Origin of the sequence: Glycocaulis abyssi, assembly GCF_041429775.1 — a bacterium.
In the GTDB taxonomy this organism is placed as follows: Bacteria; Pseudomonadota; Alphaproteobacteria; order Caulobacterales; family Maricaulaceae; genus Glycocaulis; species Glycocaulis abyssi.
Window position 1 is genome coordinate 2688644 of the sequence record NZ_CP163421.1, and the last position, 16176, is coordinate 2704819.

Annotated in this window: 18 protein-coding genes and 1 pseudogene; 11 read left to right on the forward strand and 8 right to left on the reverse strand. The window is 64.0% G+C overall.

Annotation, left to right across the window (positions count from 1 at the left end; translation table 11 throughout):
- Positions 1-38: 38 nt before the first annotated feature.
- A complete protein-coding gene (locus tag AB6B38_RS13015; RefSeq protein ID WP_371393314.1) occupies positions 39-308 on the reverse strand; it encodes an usg protein in 270 nt (89 codons plus the stop codon).
- A 124-nt stretch (positions 309-432) separates the two neighbouring features.
- Positions 433-1098 (reverse strand): hypothetical protein, encoded by a 666-nt coding sequence (locus AB6B38_RS13020; RefSeq protein WP_371393315.1) that lies wholly within the window; start codon positions 1096-1098, stop codon positions 433-435.
- A 75-nt stretch (positions 1099-1173) separates the two neighbouring features.
- Between AB6B38_RS13020 and AB6B38_RS13025 the strand changes: the two genes are divergently transcribed.
- Positions 1174-2025 carry an SDR family NAD(P)-dependent oxidoreductase gene (locus tag AB6B38_RS13025; RefSeq protein WP_371393317.1) on the forward strand — a complete coding sequence of 284 codons (852 nt, stop codon included), beginning with the start codon at positions 1174-1176 and terminating at the stop codon, positions 2023-2025.
- Here the strand turns inward: AB6B38_RS13025 and AB6B38_RS13030 are convergent.
- Positions 1986-2585 (reverse strand): thiamine phosphate synthase, encoded by a 600-nt coding sequence (locus tag AB6B38_RS13030; RefSeq protein WP_371393318.1) that lies wholly within the window; start codon positions 2583-2585, stop codon positions 1986-1988. The genes AB6B38_RS13025 and AB6B38_RS13030 overlap by 40 nt on opposite strands.
- On the opposite strand from AB6B38_RS13030, the gene AB6B38_RS13035 reads away from it, so the two are divergent.
- The 4 genes from AB6B38_RS13035 to AB6B38_RS13050 all read left to right on the forward strand — a co-directional run bounded on the left by AB6B38_RS13035 (position 2584) and on the right by AB6B38_RS13050 (position 6426).
- Positions 2584-3276 (forward strand): YggS family pyridoxal phosphate-dependent enzyme, encoded by a 693-nt coding sequence (locus AB6B38_RS13035; RefSeq protein ID WP_371393319.1) that lies wholly within the window; start codon positions 2584-2586, stop codon positions 3274-3276. The two genes, AB6B38_RS13030 and AB6B38_RS13035, sit on opposite strands and share 2 nt — an antisense overlap.
- Positions 3277-3354: 78 nt before the next feature.
- A complete protein-coding gene (locus AB6B38_RS13040) occupies positions 3355-4968 on the forward strand; it encodes a Na/Pi cotransporter family protein (protein ID WP_371393320.1) in 1614 nt (537 codons plus the stop codon).
- Between the two features lie 97 nt (positions 4969-5065).
- On the forward strand, positions 5066-5608 hold the full coding sequence (locus AB6B38_RS13045) for a thioredoxin family protein (RefSeq protein ID WP_371393322.1): 543 nt from the start codon (positions 5066-5068) through the stop codon (positions 5606-5608).
- The gene (locus tag AB6B38_RS13050; RefSeq protein ID WP_371393323.1) at positions 5605-6426 is read left to right on the forward strand and encodes a PhzF family phenazine biosynthesis protein; all 822 of its coding nucleotides are present in this window, start codon (positions 5605-5607) and stop codon (positions 6424-6426) included. The genes AB6B38_RS13045 and AB6B38_RS13050 overlap by 4 nt, the downstream gene beginning before the upstream one ends.
- A 13-nt stretch (positions 6427-6439) precedes the next feature.
- Here the strand turns inward: AB6B38_RS13050 and AB6B38_RS13055 are convergent, their stop codons facing one another.
- Positions 6440-6853, reverse strand: coding sequence for a hypothetical protein (locus AB6B38_RS13055; RefSeq protein ID WP_371393324.1), 414 nt, complete (start codon positions 6851-6853; stop codon positions 6440-6442).
- Positions 6854-7104: 251 nt separating this feature from the next.
- On the opposite strand from AB6B38_RS13055, the gene AB6B38_RS13060 reads away from it, so the two are divergent.
- Complete coding sequence (locus AB6B38_RS13060) at positions 7105-8466, forward strand: serine protease (RefSeq protein WP_371393325.1); 1362 nt, start codon at positions 7105-7107, stop codon at positions 8464-8466.
- A 3-nt stretch (positions 8467-8469) separates the two neighbouring features.
- Here AB6B38_RS13060 and AB6B38_RS13065 read toward each other — a convergent pair whose 3' ends face one another.
- Positions 8470-9513: a YdiY family protein gene (locus tag AB6B38_RS13065; RefSeq protein WP_371393326.1), complete on the reverse strand. Its 1044-nt coding sequence runs from the start codon at positions 9511-9513 to the stop codon at positions 8470-8472.
- A gap of 131 nt (positions 9514-9644) precedes the next feature.
- Here AB6B38_RS13065 and AB6B38_RS13070 point away from each other — a divergent pair.
- Both AB6B38_RS13070 and AB6B38_RS13075 read left to right on the forward strand, forming a co-directional pair.
- Positions 9645-10073: pseudogene (locus AB6B38_RS13070) on the forward strand (lysoplasmalogenase family protein); the annotation flags it as partial.
- A 70-nt stretch (positions 10074-10143) separates the two neighbouring features.
- The gene (locus AB6B38_RS13075; RefSeq protein WP_371393328.1) at positions 10144-10368 is read left to right on the forward strand and encodes a lysoplasmalogenase family protein; all 225 of its coding nucleotides are present in this window, start codon (positions 10144-10146) and stop codon (positions 10366-10368) included.
- Here the strand turns inward: AB6B38_RS13075 and rpoH are convergent.
- Positions 10365-11252: an RNA polymerase sigma factor RpoH gene (gene rpoH / locus AB6B38_RS13080; protein WP_371393329.1), complete on the reverse strand. Its 888-nt coding sequence runs from the start codon at positions 11250-11252 to the stop codon at positions 10365-10367. The two genes, AB6B38_RS13075 and rpoH, sit on opposite strands and share 4 nt — an antisense overlap.
- 258 nt (positions 11253-11510) lie before the next feature.
- On the opposite strand from rpoH, the gene AB6B38_RS13085 reads away from it, so the two are divergent.
- Positions 11511-12038, forward strand: coding sequence for an N-acetyltransferase family protein (locus tag AB6B38_RS13085; protein WP_371393330.1), 528 nt, complete (start codon positions 11511-11513; stop codon positions 12036-12038).
- Positions 12039-12148: 110 nt separating this feature from the next.
- Positions 12149-12280, forward strand: coding sequence for a hypothetical protein (locus AB6B38_RS13090; RefSeq protein WP_267905781.1), 132 nt, complete (start codon positions 12149-12151; stop codon positions 12278-12280).
- Between the two features lie 20 nt (positions 12281-12300).
- Here the strand turns inward: AB6B38_RS13090 and AB6B38_RS13095 are convergent, their stop codons facing one another.
- Positions 12301-13977, reverse strand: a complete 1677-nt coding sequence (locus AB6B38_RS13095; protein WP_371393331.1) for a methyl-accepting chemotaxis protein — start codon at positions 13975-13977, stop codon at positions 12301-12303.
- Between the two features lie 143 nt (positions 13978-14120).
- Between AB6B38_RS13095 and AB6B38_RS13100 the strand changes: the two genes are divergently transcribed.
- Positions 14121-15008, forward strand: coding sequence for a bile acid:sodium symporter family protein (locus tag AB6B38_RS13100; RefSeq protein ID WP_371393332.1), 888 nt, complete (start codon positions 14121-14123; stop codon positions 15006-15008).
- Positions 15009-15123: 115 nt separating this feature from the next.
- Here AB6B38_RS13100 and AB6B38_RS13105 read toward each other — a convergent pair whose 3' ends face one another.
- Positions 15124-16131 (reverse strand): RluA family pseudouridine synthase, encoded by a 1008-nt coding sequence (locus AB6B38_RS13105; RefSeq protein ID WP_371393333.1) that lies wholly within the window; start codon positions 16129-16131, stop codon positions 15124-15126.
- Positions 16132-16176: the final 45 nt, after the last annotated feature.

Below are 16176 nucleotides of genomic sequence, written 5' to 3' on the forward strand. Positions count from 1 at the left end.
GCGCCACGGCGCGGCAAGCGCTTCACTTCACAAGGGCGCTAGTGGATTTTCTCCATCAAGGCCGCACCGCGCCACTCGGCGGGCTTTATCAGCCCTGCATGGGCGATGTGCACCGAATGGATCACCGCCTCAATTTCGCGCCGCCAGTGATCGAGAAACTGTTTCAGGCGCGGAAAATCTGGAGCGATGTCCTGTGTCTGCCAGCAGAAGCTCTGCAGCAGGGACGGATAGTCCGGGCGGTAATAGAGCACTTCGGCGGTGGTCAGGCGCGCGCCCCCCAATTGCGCCGCAAAGTCGTGTCCGGTCATGGCCCTCTCCATAATCGACAGGGGAAAGCTTGACGGAATGCACCCTGTCAGGCAAGAGCCTGCACGCAAATTCGTGAATGATTTCTGTATGCTGTTAGCAGCCGGATCGTCCGTGTGCTAACAGCTAGCCGCCCGTGCGCCGCGCTTCGGCAATACGCCCGCGCAGGACCAGAGCGTCGATATTCTCGTCATTGCCAGCCAGCGCTTCGGCGATATCGGCGGCGGCACCATCAAGATTGCCCAGCTCAAGACGCGCCTGTGCGCGTATCTGCCAGCCGCGCACCAACGTGGGGTCAAGGTCCAGCGCCTCGCTTGCGGCGTTCTCGGCGGCGCTCCAGTTTTCCTGCAGGGCCGCAGCCTCGGCTACACCCAGCGCGAGCCCAGCGTCCGCGCTGGCAAAGTCGCGCCCGCGGCGAAAAGCACGCTGGGCATTGGCGGGTTCATTGGCGGCGAGCCAGGCATCGCCAGCCTGACCGAACATGATGGCGCGGGTTTCGTCAGTGGCGACGACCGCGCCTTCCGCGTTGCTTTCGAGGCGGCGCGCGGCAATGCCGTACTGGCCGAGCGCGACCTGTGACAGGGCAATGCAGTGCATGGCCGGCCAGCTGCCGCCTTGCGCCCGCCAGGCGAGGCCCTCTTCATAGGCCATTTCGGGGTCCTGATTGATAAGGCTCAGGCACGCCTCGTACTGGGCCTGCTCGAAACTGGCGCCAGCCTCTTGCGCCAATACCGGCGCGGCCAGCGCCGATGCCAGCGCAGTAGCACTCAAAATCCCGCAAAACCTGCGCATCGGCCTATATCCTGTCCCATCTGAACTGGCAGGCACGCTAACGCGCGAAAGCCGGTATGGTCTATGGGTGTCACCATGAATGTGCTCTTCCTCGGCTTTGGCTATGTCGCGCGTGCAACAGCGCGCCAGCTCGCCCAATCCGCTCAAATGGCGGCCACCACGCGCGATGCGGCCAAGGCGGAGACCCTGCGCGCACAAGGGATCACGCCTGTTCTTACCGGCGCTGGCGGCCATGGGCTGAACGATGCCGTGCGCGATGCCAGCCATATTCTGGTGAGCGCGCCGCCGGGCGAGGCGGGCGATCCTTTCATGGCGTCCATCGATCCTGATCTGCTCAAAGAGCGCTGGGTGGGCTATCTCTCCACCACGGGCGTTTATGGCGACCGGCGTGGCGGCTGGGCGTTTGAATGGGACAGGCTCAACCCGGTCGAGCCCCGCTCGGTGCGGCGGGCGGAGGCAGAGGCGGGCTGGCACGCGGCGGGTGCGCGCCTCTTCCGGCTGGCGGGCATTTACGGCCCCGGATACAGCACGTTCGACAAGCTGCGTGAGGGCCGCGCGCGCCGCATCGTCAAGCCGGGCCAGGTGTTCAGCCGCATCCACGTGGACGATATCGTGTCGGCGCTGCTGCTGGCCATGGCGCGGCCAGAGGTGACAGGGGTGTTCAACCTTGCCGATGACTGTCCTTGCCCGCAGCCGATTGTCGTGGAAGAGGCGGCACGCCTGCTGGGCGTGGAGCCGCCTATTGAGGAAGCCTTTGACAAGGGCGCGATGAGCCCGATGCAGGCCAGCTTCTATACGGCAAACCGCCGGGTATCCAATGCGCGCGCCAAGCAGGTTCTGGGTTGGCGGCCCGCCTATCCGTCATACCGGGAGGGGCTGGCCGCGATTTATGCCGCCGAGAAGGCGTCTACCGCGCCTGCGCCGTAAAACCCGCGCACCTGTAACGCTGCCAGATCGCTCAGGGCCACACCGCCGAGTGCCAGAACGGGCGTGGCTACCTGTCTTGCCATGCTGGAGGCCCTGATGATGCCCAGCGGCGCGCCCGCGCTAGCACTGTTTGAGGCAAAGACCGGCGAGAGGAACACGCCGTCGGCCAATGCACTCGCGCGGCGAAGGGCTGCAGGCGTGTGCGCCGAGGCCGTGACCAGAAGATGCGGGGCTTTGAGCCGCCAGCGGCGCACCCCTCCCAGATGCCGCTCCGGCCAGTGCACGCCATCGGCTTCCACCTGGAGGGCTAGCTGCGGATCGGCGGCAATGAAAAGGGCCAGGTCCTGCCGCCTTGCCAGCTTTGCCAGCGGGGCGGCGAGGGCTTTGAGATCATCGCCGCCAAAATGGCGATAGATCAGGCCGGTACCAGCGGGCAGGCGCGCCGCGAAGGCCAGAGGATCGGCTGTGCGCTGCGGGTCGGTGAAAGCAAACAGGCGCGGCAGGACGCTTGCCCTGCGGCTTGCCAGCGTTCCCGTTCGCGCATAGGTGAGGCCCGGCATGACACACACTCCAACAGATACACGCACGATTTCGATGCGCCGCGCCGCCATCCTTGAGGAATTGGCCGGGGCTGCCAAGGCTGGCGGACGCGGACGCGCAGAGGTGACGCTGGTTGCCGTCTCCAAAATGCAGCCAGAGGCGCGCATTGAGGAAGCGCTTGCCAGCGGCCAGCTTGTGTTTGGTGAGAACCGGGTTCAGGAGGCGGCGCAGCGCTGGCAGCACCGGCGCGCAAGCTATCCGGATCTGGAACTGCGCCTTGTCGGCCCGCTGCAGACCAACAAGGCCGAGGATGCGGTGGCGCTTTTTGACGTCATCGAGACGCTGGACCGCGAAAAGCTCGCCCGCGCCATCCTCAAAGCCATGGAGAAGACGGGCCGGTCCCCGCGCCTTTATGTGCAGGTCAATACCGGCGAGGAGCCGCAAAAGGCCGGCATTGCACCCAAGGATGTCCCCGCCTTCGTGGCGGAGATGCGTGCCCTGATGCCACAAGGCATTGAGGGGCTGATGTGCATTCCTCCGATAGAAGAACCGGCGGGCCTTCATTTTGCGCTGCTGGCCAAGCTCGCGCGCGAGGCGGGCGTTGAAAAACTCTCCATGGGCATGAGCGCGGATTACGCCCTTGCCGCCCGCCTTGGCGCGACATCGGTGCGGGTGGGCTCTGGCCTGTTCGGTGAACGCGAGGGGGGCTGACCGGTCCCCTTCCCTGTGGCCACTGCCGGGTGCTAATCCATCCGTATCAGGATATCCGGCGGAGGCGTTCGGCCAGACATGATCAGCATTATCGCGCCATTGCTGGGTGGTCTGGGCCTGTTCCTGCTGGGCATGGCGCTGATGACCGACGGGCTGAAGACGGCCGCCGGCGATGCGCTTCGCTCCATTCTGGGAACATGGACGCGCACGCGCGCAAGGGGGCTGGTGGCGGGTGCGTTCATCACCGCCGCCGTGCAGTCCTCCAGCGCTGTTACGGTGGCTACAATTGGCTTCGTGAATGCGGGCCTGTTAACGCTCTCTCAGGCGATCTGGGTAGTGTTCGGAGCCAATGTCGGCACCACGATGACGGGCTGGCTGGTTTCCCAGGTGGGGCTGAAGCTCGATTGGGGCGCGCTCGCCCTGCCCCTGATCGGTATTGGCATGATCGCGGGCCTTGCCCTGAAAGCCCGCCCGCGGCTGGGCGGTGCGGCGCAGGCGGCTGCGGGCTTTGGCCTGTTCTTTCTGGGCGTGGGCCTGCTGCAGGAAGCGTTTTCCGGCCTGGCGCCACAGATTGCCGGTCTCAATCTTGAGGATGCGGGCATATTTGCCATACCGCTCTTCATTCTGGTTGGCGCGCTGCTGACCACGCTCACCCAGTCCTCCAGCGCCGCAATGGCGATCACTCTCACGGCCAGTGCGGGCGGGGCGGTGCCCTTGCCGCTGGCGGCAGCAGCGGTGATAGGCGCCAATATCGGCACCACCTCGACCGCGCTTTTCGCCGCTATCGGCGCTACGCCCGCTGCGCAGCGCGTGGCGATGGCTCATGTCGCCTTCAATGCCGTTACCGCCATCGGGGCGCTGGCCTTGCTGCCGCTCCTGCTGTGGGCGTCTGAAGGCGTGCTGGACGGTGCTCATCTGGTGGACGATACACCGGGGCGGCTAGCGGCGTTTCACACGCTGTTCAATATTCTGGGCATCCTCCTGATACTGCCGCTCGCCCCGCGCCTGACGCGCTGGCTGGCGGGCCTGTTCCTGACGCCGGACGAGGCTGTGTCCCGCCCGGAATTTCTCGACTCCAACCTGTTGCAGACGCCCGCCCTGGCGGTGCGGTCCCTCGCGCTTGAGTGCTGGCGGCTGCACGTGCTGGCGCTGGAACTGGCGGGGGAGAGGCTGGGCGCAGCGCCCGGTGCACGCGTGCGCCTGTCTCATCGCCATGAGGCGCTGCTGGAACTGACATCGGCCATTCGCGCCTTCCTCGATGAGCTGACCGGGACAAGCCTTCCGGCCGAGGCGGGCAAGGCGATCTCTGATCTGGTCCGGGCCGTGCATCATGCCGAAGAAGCGTTGGCGGTGAGCGCAGCGCTGCATGCCCTGCCTGCCAGCCGGACCGGTCCGGCGCTGAAACCGTTCTGGGACAGAATGTCCGCTCAGGTGAGAGACAGCCTGGCTGCGGCGGCAGACCGGGAGGTGTTCACCGATACCGATCCGGATGCCGAAGCGGCGTTTCAGGCGCTGAAAACCGCATTGCTGGAAGCGCTCGCCGAAGGATCGGCCACTCTTGCGCCGGTCGATAACGGGCTGGCGCGTGCGCAGCTGATGCGCCGCCTTGCGAAGGCTGCGCGCGATGGCCGCGAGCGCCTTGCCCGCTGGCATGATGGCGAGGCGCCGTTACAGGCGGAGGAGGCGCAGTAACACTGCACCCTGCGTTGAGGGCTGCTAGGGTGGCCGGGGTCTCGCCAGAGCGCGGAAGCGTGTCTAGGTGTAGGGCGATGCAAGCGAGGATTGGCTCATGCGCCCTGCGACCATAATCATTAGCCTGGTTTCGGCGTTCAGCCTTCTGGCCTGTGCGCCAGAGCCGGAGGAGATTGCGTTGTCCGATCTTGAGATCACTGCCGTGGACGAGCCCTATAGCGCAGAGGCGGACGCCCATGGCGCGCTGGACGCGGCCTATGAGCGCGCAGCGGAACGCGGCACGCGCGTGCTGGTGAAGTTTGGCGGAAACTGGTGCCCGGATTGCCGGATCTTTGCCGGCATGCTGGAGCTGGCGCCGGTTCGTGCCTATGCGGACGCGCACTACGAGATCGTCGCGGTCGATGTGGGCCGGTATGAGCGCAATATGGACGTTGTAGCGCGCTTTGGCCTGGAAGAGCTTGAAGGCGTGCCGACCGTCATCATCACCACGGCAGAGGGCGAGATCATCAATACCGGCACGTCGGCTGAATGGCGTACCGCGCGCGAGCGCAGCGCGCAGGACGTGCTCGATTACCTCACCCTCTATGCCGAGGCCGAGGTGCCCGAAGGCGCTGCCCGCGCGGAGATTTCACGGCCATGACCAGTCTTCCCTTCGCGGAACTGCACGCCTTTGCCGACGGCGATGCGCCCCACACAGGCAACCCGGCGGCTGTGGTGCTGCTGGAAACGCCTCTTGATGACCTCATGCTGGCGGGGATCGCGCGGTCCAACAATCTGTCTGAAACCGCCTATCTTGTGCCTGTGGGCGGCGAGCGTGATCTGTGGTCCTTGCGCTGGTTCACGCCGGGCCATGAGGTGGATTTGTGCGGCCATGCGACGCTGGCCAGTGCGGTCTGGCTGTTTGAAGAGCGCCGTGTACAGGGCGATACGGCCCGCTTTGACACGCTGTCGGGCCGGCTTGAGGTGTCGCGTGCAGGCGATGGGCTGTTCGTGATGGATTTTCCCGCCGTGGCCTGGCAGCCAGCCGGCCCGGCACCCGGCATTGCCGAAGCGATGGGTGCGGGCGCCCCGCTGGAGGCCCATGATCTCAGCCGCATTCACGGCAATCGTTATATGATGCTGGTCTATGAGAGCGAGGCGGTCATTGCCGGTCTGAAGCCCGATCTGCGCGTGCTCGAAGAGTCCGGTATCAATGTGCTGGCTACGGCACCGGGGCAAAGTGCCGATTTTGTCTCGCGCTTCTTCTGCCCGGCGGCGGGCATCAGCGAGGACCCGGTCACCGGCTCGGCGCACTGCACGCTGGCGCCCTACTGGGCAGGCAAACTTGACAAGACACGCATGACCGCCCGCCAGATTGGTCCTCGCCCCGGGGCGCTGGAGGTCGAGACACGCGAGGGCGGCCGGGTCGCGCTTTACGGCACGGCCCGGCCCTTCATCCAGGGTCAGATACGCCTTTGAGCTGGCAGGGGCTCTAGCGCCGGCCGATAATGATCGGCGCGTGGATAAGCTCCACCGGCACGCGGCCCCAGCGCGTTTCAGCAAAGAATCGCTGGCGGCGCGGGTCCCAGCGCGCTTCACTCACCGTAACATGGCGGTTCGTGACACCCATGCGCATTTCTGTGCGTGTGGGGATGTAGTTGAACGCGCCGGGCTGGCAGCGCAGCACGTAATTGCGCTGACGGTTCCATTGTGCGTGGTGCCGGCCGCGTTGGTGCTGGTAGTGACGCAGCGGCGTGCATGCGTTGGCGTTCACAACAAAATGGCCCTGCGGCGCGCTCCACCCGCGAGGCTGGTGCCAGCGCTGGGCTTCGGCCGGGGCGGCGCTGGCGGCCACTCCAGCAAGGCCAAGACCGGCGGCAAGGATGAGTGCAACGGGTTTGAACATGGTGCTTGTCCTCCAAGGCAGCTAATCCGGCCCGACGGCGGATATGTCTCCCTCGCTTGGGGCCAAGCATCGCTGAAGCCTCCTGAACGGTAACTGGACCGGACACTCATCTGGCATTCAGCAAGCTGAACACGCCGTGCTTGCTTCTATACTGTCAGTCATGGTCAGGTGACGCGGTCGCACAGGCATGTGATGTGAGTCCCGCGCGCGATGAATTGAAGCGGCTCAGGGCATTCGAGGGGAAACAGGGTATGCGGGCTTTTCTGGGCGCACTGGCGCTGGCGGCGGGAATCGCCATTGCGGGCGCTGCCGCCTATTTCGACCGTACAGACGCCGGGGCGCAGGAGGCCGATACCTCCTTGTCCGCCATGTCGGACCCCACCATCCTGACCTCGCGCGACTATGCGCGCATCATCCAGCAATTCCAGAAACCCGTCCCTGAGCGGCCCGGCGATGCCCGCCCTGCTGGCTTCACCGGTGATGATAGCTGCCGCCATGCCAATGACGGGGAATGCGACGAGCCGGGCATAGGTACCGGCGCATGTCCGGCCGGCACGGACTATTCAGACTGCTGGCGTATTGCCACGGGCCAGGAAGACGATAGCTGCCGCTGGGCCAATGATGGCGAATGCGACGAGCCGGGCTTTGGTACTGGCGCCTGCACCCAAGGCACGGACGTTTCCGATTGCGGCGATGTCACCCATCTGCGTTTTCGCGATGATAGCTGCGAATTTGCCTTTGACGGCGTTTGCGATGAACCCGGCATCGGTACGGGCCGTTGCCCGGCGCGTACAGACCGCTCTGATTGTGGCGGCCGCCACCGTCCGCTCACCATCAACGATCATTTCTTCGGCCATGATGACCGGGTGCTGATGGATACGGCGCAATTTCCCTGGAGCGTGATCGGGACGATACAGACCGACCGGGGCGGTACCTGCACCGCGACGCTGGTCGCGCCCAATGTTATCGCTACGGCTGCGCACTGCATTCACCGCGAAGGGCAGCTTCATGCCGGCGGGGTGTTCACCACGGGCTTTGCGCTGCCTGGCGGGCCGCGCACGGCGCGCACGGTCGATCATCTGATTGACGAGGAGTGGGACAGTCAGCGCTTCAGCCAGACCGACGAGATTGATGGCACGGACTGGGCCTTGCTGCGCCTCGACCAGCCGCTTGGCGACGAGCTGGGTTTTGTCGGTGTGCTGGACATTGTCGCCGACCGGAGTGAGCGAGAGACACGCAATGCCCGCATCTGGCAGGCGGGGTATTCGTGGGATACCGGTGCTAACCTCTCCGGCAATGAAGATTGCCGTATCCTGACTGCCTATCCGGACGACACAATTTCCCATGATTGTGACACGACGCGGGGCGATTCCGGCTCGCCCTTCATGGTGCATGAGAATGGCGAGTGGCAGGTGATCGCTACGGACTCAAACTTCCGGCGCAATCCGGATGGTCCGTTCATTTACATTTCCTCGCGGTCGAGCCGCTGGGTGCATCTGATTGATGATTTTGCAGCCGGGCGTATCGGTGCGGGCGGCGTGCGTCCGCAAGGCCCCGGAAAGCCCGGCGCGTCCCGTCCTGTAAAGGTGGAAAACGGCAGCCTGGAGCACTAGCTCCTAGAACTCGCGCACGATGGATATGTCGGTGCGGCTATCACCGCGCACGAAACCCGGATTGGGTTCGAATTCATAGCGATAGCGATATTGCACGCGCAGCGACCACAGATCGTTCAGGGATGAGTTCAGGCCGAATAGCTGGTCAAACCGGCTGGTGTCGGCGACCAGCAGCCCGGTCTCCGAGGTAAAGCTGATCGACTCTGTGAGGCGCCAGGCCAGATCCGAGCCCAGATCCAGCGCGCCTACTGTCTGCGTGTCGTTACCGGGTTCTGACAGGAAACGCACACCCGGACCGGCCCGCAAAATCCAGGTGCGGCCGGGACGCGTGAGGACGCGGTAACCGGCACCGATGCCGGTGAAGACCGTCCAGTCATAGCTGGCGATGCGGTCACGTTCGTAATCCGCTGCAGCAAAATAGGTAAAACGCTCGCCCGCCTCGCGCTCGCCGCGCAGCCGGGTGCGCAAATTGTCCCGGCCGATCGTGCCGTTCACCTCTGAATAGGCGTAGTCTATGTCGCCCTGAAAGCCCCAACCGGACAGCTCGCGGCGCACCTGAAGGCCGAACGTGTAGTCCTCGCGGGAGGTGTTGCCGCTGTCAAAGCGTATGCCAAGGCTTGCCCGGCCCTGCCAGAGCTCCAGCTGCCCGGAGGCAAAGGTGCGGGCAAAGCCGACCGGTACGGCAGCGACCGTGCCGACAATTCCGTTGGGCGTGTAAACTTCCGACGGGTCGTCTTCGGCGATTTCCTCGACCGCAGCGATGGCCGCATCTTCGGGAAGCTGAGGTGGCTCAACGCCCAGCGCCTGGCGCGCTACATCACCGCGTCCCAGCTCTTCTGCCGCGCGTACGATCTCGTCTGCCGGGCGGGTGAGCGCGATCAGCTGAACGGCGCGCGTAAAGTCTGCGCGCCCTTGCGCATTGGCCGCTTCCAGCAGCTCGGTCAATATGCCGGGAAGCTGTGCTTCCTGCGCGGCTGCCGTGCCTGACAGCGCAATGGCAATTGCGAGGGCATGAAGGGCGGGACGCGTGCGGGCGCGAGGCGACATGGGGGTGTCTTCCTTCGAGGGCTTGCAGAGCCAAGATTAGAATCATGCGCCGATGAGGGGTTCTGGCACACGCAAACCTGTTCTAGCGTGATCGCAAGGCCGAGGCCAAACACCGGATGGAGTCGATCTGCATGTCAGAACAGGATAACGAGTTTTCGTCAGCAAACCGTTACAAGGAAACCGGTCCGCTAATCCCGGAGTGGACCGGACCGGCCTATCTGGGCGTCGCCGTCTTTGCCGCCCTGGTGTTTCTGGTGCTCGATCAGGTGACGGCGGGCGGTGCCCAGATCGCGCTGGTAAAAGTCAGCGGCATCATCCTGCTGGCGATGTATGCGGCCTTCCGCAAGGCGTTTGTGCTTGCGCTGGCGCTGGTCCTGTCATCGGGCGGGGATTTCGCGCTGGCCATGAACCCGCCCGAGATGGAGGCCGGGATCGGCTTTTTCGGCGCGGCCCATCTGGTCTATCTGCTGATTTTCGCCGGGTTCATTGTGAAAGATGGCTGGCGCAAGGATGGTCTGGTGCTGGGGGCAGCCCTCCTGGCCTTTGGTGCTGCGATGTTCGTCTGGCTGCGGCCAGGGCATGGGCGAGCTTCTGGTGCCTGCCAGCGCGTATCTGGGCATTATCCTCGCCATGGTCATCGCCGCCGGACTGGTGCGCGGGCCGCGCCTGATTGTGGCTGGTGCGCTGCTCTTCCTCATTTCCGACAGCCTGATCGCCGCGCGCCTGTTCCGCGAGACGCTGGTCTTTGACGGTCTGGACTGGGGCGGTGTCGCTGTATGGATCACCTATTTCGGCGCGCAGCTCTGCCTTGCGGTGGGAATCGTCAGGCGCAAGCAGGAGGGGGTGACGGCCTAAGCCGCCACCAGTCCGCGTTCTTCGGCGAGGCGCTTCATCTCGGTCTGCAGCTTTTCAAACGCGCGCACCTCGATCTGGCGGATACGCTCACGGCTGACATTGTAGACCTCTGCCAGCTCTTCGAGCGTGCGTGGTTCCTCGGCGAGGCGGCGTTCCTCAATGATGTGGCGCTCGCGCTCATTGAGCCCGCCCATCGCCTCTTGCAAAAGCGTCATGCGGGTGGAGAACTCGTCGCTCTCCACCAGGCTTTCCTCGGCGTCCTCGGCATTGTCGTCAGAAAGCCAGTCCTGCCATTCGGCTTCACCATCCACGCGCATCGGCGCGTTGAGGGAGGCGTCCGGACCGGACAGGCGCCGGTTCATCGAGATCACGTCGTCATTCGTGACGCCAAGCTTGGTGGCGATAGTATCCACCTGATCGGGGTGCAGATCGCCCTCTTCGAGCGCCTGCATCTGGCTTTTCATCCGGCGCAGATTGAAGAACAGCTTTTTCTGCGCAGCCGTCGTGCCCATTTTCACCAGGCTCCACGAACGCAGGATATATTCCTGAATGCTCGCGCGGATCCACCACATGGCATAGGTGGCCAGGCGGAAGCCCTTGTCAGGGTCAAATTTCTTCACCGCCTGCATCAGGCCGACATTGCCTTCGGAGATTACCTCCGCAATCGGCAAGCCATAGCCGCGATAGCCCATGGCGATCTTGGCCACGAGGCGCAAATGGGAGGTAACGAGTTTGTGGGCGGCCTCGGAATCTTCGTGCTCCAGCCAGCGCTTGGCGAGCATGAATTCCTCGTCCTTTTCCAGCATCGGAAACTTGCGTATCTCGGTGAGATAGCGCGACAGTCCGCCTTCGGGCGACAGTGATGCCAGACGCATGGCGTTCATGTTCGTAATCCTCCCTTGGCGGGCAGTTCGTACCGGGTCTCAAGACCAACGCACTGACTGCCGCCCCCGTTTCGCTACTCCGCTTTTGGCGATGCAGCAAAAGTCCATTTAGGGTGGCGGCAAGCCCGATGCGAGGGGCCGCGTGTGAAGAAATCCTCACCTCTAACGTCAAGAATATAAAACCACCCCGGATTTGTCCCGTGACGTTTCAGAAAGGCTGGCTTGCCAGAGCGGCGATTCTGCCGGTATCGCTGAGCCATGGATACGCAATCTGTCACCATCCGGCGCGCCGGCCCCGGCGATGAAGCTGCTCTCGCGCTGGTGGGCGCGGCGAGTTTTCTGGAATCCTATGCCGGTATCGTCGACGGGCAGGGCATTATCCGCCACTGTGAAGAGCGCCATACGCCTGAGGTCTATGCCCGCGCTCTGGCAGATGCGTCGCAGGCGCTTTGGCTTGCCGAGATGGCACCGGGCGGTGCGCCTGTCGGCTATCTCCATCTTGCCACTCCCGACCTGCCGGTGCCTACAGGGCCAAGAGACATCGAGATCAAGCGCATCTATGTGCTGTCACGCCTGCAGGGTTCGGGCCTCGGCCGCGAGCTGATCGGGACCGCTCTCGACCATGCCCGCGCCAATGGCCATTCCAGCGTCGTCCTGGGGGTCTACAAGGGCAATGAGCGGGCGCTGGCCTTCTATGGCCGGGCCGGATTCGAGGCGCTGGGCGAGCGGCAGTTCGATGTCGGCGGCCGCGTCTATTGCGACTGGGTGATGGGCAGGGCGGTCTAGGTCGCTGGCCGGTTTTCCGGAACCTGCCGGCAATCTGCGCGTTTTCCTTACACCATGCCGCCAGAAGGATCACCAGATCCGTCTGGCGCTGCCTGCAGAGGAGACGCGCCATGATTGAGAAGAAGAAAACCGAAGCACGCCAGGGTGAACCTGCTCCCAATCACATGACGCGCCACGCCCTTGTCGGCGGTGTCGTGCTTGCCGTGATCGGCATCGTGATCGCCTATATCGTGATCTTCTAGGCGTGTCCGGGCAGGCAGCCCTAGGCTGCCTTGATGCCCGATACGAAGCGCGTCATCTGATCTTTCAGCTCGTCAGAGCGTGAGTTGAGCGTCTTGCACGCTTCCAGCAGCTCGCCCGATGCCGTCGCATTGCCGTCGGAAATCTGGTTCAGCGCCTCAATGGTCGATGCGATCTGGCTGGCCCCTGCCGCGGCTTCCTGAATGGCGCGGGCAATATCGCCGGTCGCAGCGCCCTGCTGTTCGGCCGATGCCGCCACACCGCCCGCCAGCGTATTGAGATCGCCGATGCGCTTGACGATATCGGCGATGCGCTCAACCGCATGGCCCGTGGCCGCCTCGATGGCCGTCATCTGTGCCTCGATATCGCCGGTTGCCTTGGCGGTCTGGGTGGCCAGCGCCTTCACCTCGTTTGCGACAACCGCAAAGCCCTTGCCGGCCTCGCCTGCGCGCGCTGCCTCGATGGTGGCGTTGAGCGCCAGCAGATTGGTCTGCTCGGCGATCCCCTGGATCAGGGTCACGACTTCTCCGACCTTGCCGGCATTATCGGCCAGTGTGCGTACATCGGTATCGGTGGCACGCGCCTGCTCTACCGCCTCGCCGATAAGGGCAGAGGCTTCGGAGATTTGCCGGGAGATTTCCTGGATGGACGCGGAGAGTTCTTCCGACGCGGAGGCGACAGATTGTACGTTGGCGGAGGTTTCCTCTGACGCGGCTGCCGCCGAACTGGACTCCTCGGTTGTGCGGGTCGCGTTGGTATCCACGATTCCGGCTGCCGAGTACACTTGGGATGCTGCCTGGATGACGTCCGTCAGCAGGGTGCCGACTTCCGCCTCGAACCGGTCAGCCGTTTCGATCATGGCCTGGCGCTGCATCTCGCGCTGACGGGCCTCGGACTCCTCCTGCTTGGCTTTCAGGGCTTCGGCGTCGGCGAGCGCGGTGCGCAGCACCCCGACCGTCGACCAGAGCTGGCCAATCTCGTCGCGTGAGCGAACGGAGGGCACCTCAATCGTGAGATCGCCGCCGGCAACCTGTTCAAGAACGTCTGTTACCTTGGTGAGCGGGCGGCTGACCTGGAAAATGGCCACATAAAGCGCAAAGCCGATGCCGCCCAGAACGCCCAGAATGGCAATGCCGGTCAGCATGATGAAGCGGGTGCGGTAGAAGCTGGCGAGATCGGCTTCGATCGCGTCGAGTTGCGCGCGGTCGCGTTCAACCACGGCGTCGATTTCTTCCTGATAGGCGCGCCGGTTGGAGCGATTATCCATATTATTGCCCTGCTCATTGGCAAGGGCGGGATCAATGCCGCCAAGACGCACTGTCTCGGCGCGGAAGGCCCGGAACTCCGCCGTGCGTGAGCGTACCGCTTCAAAGAGGGCGCGTTCCTCGCCCGAAGCCGGTACCAGAGCACTCCATTGATCCAGCAGGGCGTCGATCTGGTCCAGCCGGCGCATCAGTCCTTCGCCGAAGGGGGCGGCCTGTTCGGTGGTCTGCGACGCGTAAATTCCGCGCGCCTCCATGACCACGCCGGTCACCAGCCGGTTGAGGTGAGCGCCGTGATAGGCCCGCGTTGCGGCATTTTCGTAGGCGGCCACGCGGGTGTTGTAGGCTTGCATGCTCTGTATGCCGAGCCCGGCCAGAAGGATGGATACGACACCCAGAGCGCCGACAGCGGCCATGATCTTGACGCGAATGCTCATGTGAAACTCTCCTGCTTTGCATAGAGCTATGCGCAGGTTCGGGTGAACCACCGGTAAACCATATTGTTCCCCTGTGCGGATATCTGCCCGGAACGGAGATTGGCAGATGACGGCGGCGCACAGACAGGGCTAGCCTCGCGCCCATGGACAGTTTTATCGGACAGATTCTCCTCCCCCTCGCCCTTGCCTTCATCATGCTGGCACTGGGGGTTGGCCTGACGCCGGCTGATTTCCGGCGCATATTCACCAAGCCGAAAGCGCTGCTGGTGGGCGTTGTGCTGCAGTATTTCTCGCTGCCCCTGCTGGCGATTGCCATTGTTGCCTTCCTGCCCGCTCCGCCCGTGCTGAAAGTGGGGATTGTGCTGCTGGCGGCGTGTCCGGGCGGGACGACCTCGAACCTCCTCACCCATATGGCGCGCGGCGATGTTGCCCTGTCGATCTCGCTGACCGCGCTGACCAGCCTCACCTCCATGTTTACTGTACCGGTGGTGCTGATGATCGCGCTGGCGCTTTTCATGGGGCCCGAAGCGCCATCGGTCGGCCTTGTCACCACCGGGCTTGTCATTTTCCTTCTGACAGTTGTGCCGGTGGGTATCGGCATGACGATCCGTCAGTTCGCGCCGAAAATCGCCGATGTGCTTGACCGGCACTCGCGCCTCTTGTCGGGTGTCGTGTTCACCGCCGTCGTGCTGGCCACGCTGATTGCCGACCGGGACGAGCTGGCTGCCCGCTTTGCCGAAGCAGGATTTATCGCGCTCAGCCTGAATGTGCTGGCCATGGGGGTCGCGTTCGCGGTGGCAAGCCTTGTCATGCTGAAGATGAAGCAGCGCATCGCCCTGACGCTCGAATGCGGGCTGCAGAACGCGACGCTCGCCATCGTCGTTTCGGTCTCGATGCTGGGCAGCGTGTCCTATGCCGTGCCGGCGGCGATCTACGGCCTTCTCATGTTCGTAACCGCAGGGGCCTTCATCCTGTGGGCGCGCCGCTGGTCAAGTGTGGCGTCGCGGGCCAGGCGGCGGGTGGTGGTTTGATTTCGCCTCTCCTTCGAGCCGGCCTTCGGCCTCCTCAGGATGAGGGCGAAATGTGATTTACCTTATCCTGAGGGCGAGCGGAGCGAAGCGTCTCGAAGGACGAGGTAAATCATCCCTAAACCCGCTTCAGGGCCGCGTGCAGGTTTTGCAAGTCAGCTGGCAATTCTGTCTCGAACACCATCTCTTCGCGCGTTGAGGGATGGACAAAGCCCAGCACCGAGGCGTGGAGAGCCTGACGGCCCAGCGCCTTGATCTCGGGCAGGTCGGGAATGCCTTTGAGCTGGCTGGTGCGCTGCGGGCCGTAGATGCGGTCGCCGATCAGGGCGTGGCCCAGATGTTCCATGTGCACGCGGATCTGGTGAGTGCGCCCGGTTTCCAGCCGGCATTCGACAAGGGCGGCCAGCGGTGTGCCGATAGGGGCCTTGGCTTCCTGCCCGTAAGTCTCCAGCACCTGATAATGGGTGATGGCTTCCTTGCCGGCTGCGCTCTCCCATTTGAGAACCGCCATTTTCAGCCGGTCGCGCGTGGAGCGGGCGATGCGGGTTGCTATCTCGCCTTCGCGCGGACGCGGTGCACCGCGCGTGAAGGCCAGATAGGCACGCTCGACGGTGTGTTTGGCGAACTGCTTGGAGAGGTAACGGTGCGCAACATCGTTCTTGGCAACGACGAGAACGCCCGACGTGTCCTTGTCGATACGGTGGACAATACCGGGCCGTTCCACGCCGCCAATCCCAGATAGCGATCCCTTGCAGTGATAGAGAAGGGCATGGACCAGCGTGCCGGTCCATGCGCCAGCGCCGGGGTGTACCGTCAGGCCCGCCGGCTTGTTGATGACGATCAGGTCGTCATCCTCGTGCAATATGTCGAGCGGAATGTTTTCCGGCTTGGGCACAGCCGGTTCCAGCGCGGGCATGGTGAGCGTGTAGATATGCCCCTCGCGCACCTTCGCAGACGGGTCGGCCAGTGTTTCGCCGTTCACGGCCAGCGCGCCACCCTCGATCAGCGCCTTGCAGCGAGAGCGTGAGAGTTCGGGCCATTGCGCAGCCATCCAGCGGTCCAGCCGTTCGCCGGCATCGGCTTCGCCGGCCGTTATGCTGCGGCTATCTTCTTGTGAAGCTGTCATTATTCATCCTGACCGACCGCTCAGCGAGCGTGCTTTTTGTGCAAC

What these genes read in the sequence shown, in the direction of transcription:
- AB6B38_RS13035 (WP_371393319.1), top strand. Translation starts at nt 2,584, where the DNA reads ATGACACACACTCCAACAGATACACGCACGATTTCGATGCGCCGCGCC.
- AB6B38_RS13050 (WP_371393323.1), top strand. Translation starts at nt 5,605, where the DNA reads ATGACCAGTCTTCCCTTCGCGGAACTGCACGCCTTTGCCGACGGCGAT.
- AB6B38_RS13015 (WP_371393314.1), bottom strand. Translation starts at nt 308, where the DNA reads ATGACCGGACACGACTTTGCGGCGCAATTGGGGGGCGCGCGCCTGACC.
- AB6B38_RS13085 (WP_371393330.1), top strand. Translation starts at nt 11,511, where the DNA reads ATGGATACGCAATCTGTCACCATCCGGCGCGCCGGCCCCGGCGATGAA.
- AB6B38_RS13065 (WP_371393326.1), bottom strand. Translation starts at nt 9,513, where the DNA reads ATGTCGCCTCGCGCCCGCACGCGTCCCGCCCTTCATGCCCTCGCAATT.
- AB6B38_RS13100 (WP_371393332.1), top strand. Translation starts at nt 14,121, where the DNA reads ATGGACAGTTTTATCGGACAGATTCTCCTCCCCCTCGCCCTTGCCTTC.
- AB6B38_RS13075 (WP_371393328.1), top strand. Translation starts at nt 10,144, where the DNA reads ATGGTCATCGCCGCCGGACTGGTGCGCGGGCCGCGCCTGATTGTGGCT.
- AB6B38_RS13055 (WP_371393324.1), bottom strand. Translation starts at nt 6,853, where the DNA reads ATGTTCAAACCCGTTGCACTCATCCTTGCCGCCGGTCTTGGCCTTGCT.
- AB6B38_RS13095 (WP_371393331.1), bottom strand. Translation starts at nt 13,977, where the DNA reads ATGAGCATTCGCGTCAAGATCATGGCCGCTGTCGGCGCTCTGGGTGTC.
- AB6B38_RS13045 (WP_371393322.1), top strand. Translation starts at nt 5,066, where the DNA reads ATGCGCCCTGCGACCATAATCATTAGCCTGGTTTCGGCGTTCAGCCTT.
- AB6B38_RS13105 (WP_371393333.1), bottom strand. Translation starts at nt 16,131, where the DNA reads ATGACAGCTTCACAAGAAGATAGCCGCAGCATAACGGCCGGCGAAGCC.
- AB6B38_RS13040 (WP_371393320.1), top strand. Translation starts at nt 3,355, where the DNA reads ATGATCAGCATTATCGCGCCATTGCTGGGTGGTCTGGGCCTGTTCCTG.
- AB6B38_RS13020 (WP_371393315.1), bottom strand. Translation starts at nt 1,098, where the DNA reads ATGCGCAGGTTTTGCGGGATTTTGAGTGCTACTGCGCTGGCATCGGCG.
- AB6B38_RS13025 (WP_371393317.1), top strand. Translation starts at nt 1,174, where the DNA reads ATGAATGTGCTCTTCCTCGGCTTTGGCTATGTCGCGCGTGCAACAGCG.
- AB6B38_RS13060 (WP_371393325.1), top strand. Translation starts at nt 7,105, where the DNA reads ATGCGGGCTTTTCTGGGCGCACTGGCGCTGGCGGCGGGAATCGCCATT.
- AB6B38_RS13030 (WP_371393318.1), bottom strand. Translation starts at nt 2,585, where the DNA reads ATGCCGGGCCTCACCTATGCGCGAACGGGAACGCTGGCAAGCCGCAGG.
- rpoH (WP_371393329.1), bottom strand. Translation starts at nt 11,252, where the DNA reads ATGAACGCCATGCGTCTGGCATCACTGTCGCCCGAAGGCGGACTGTCG.
- AB6B38_RS13090 (WP_267905781.1), top strand. Translation starts at nt 12,149, where the DNA reads ATGATTGAGAAGAAGAAAACCGAAGCACGCCAGGGTGAACCTGCTCCC.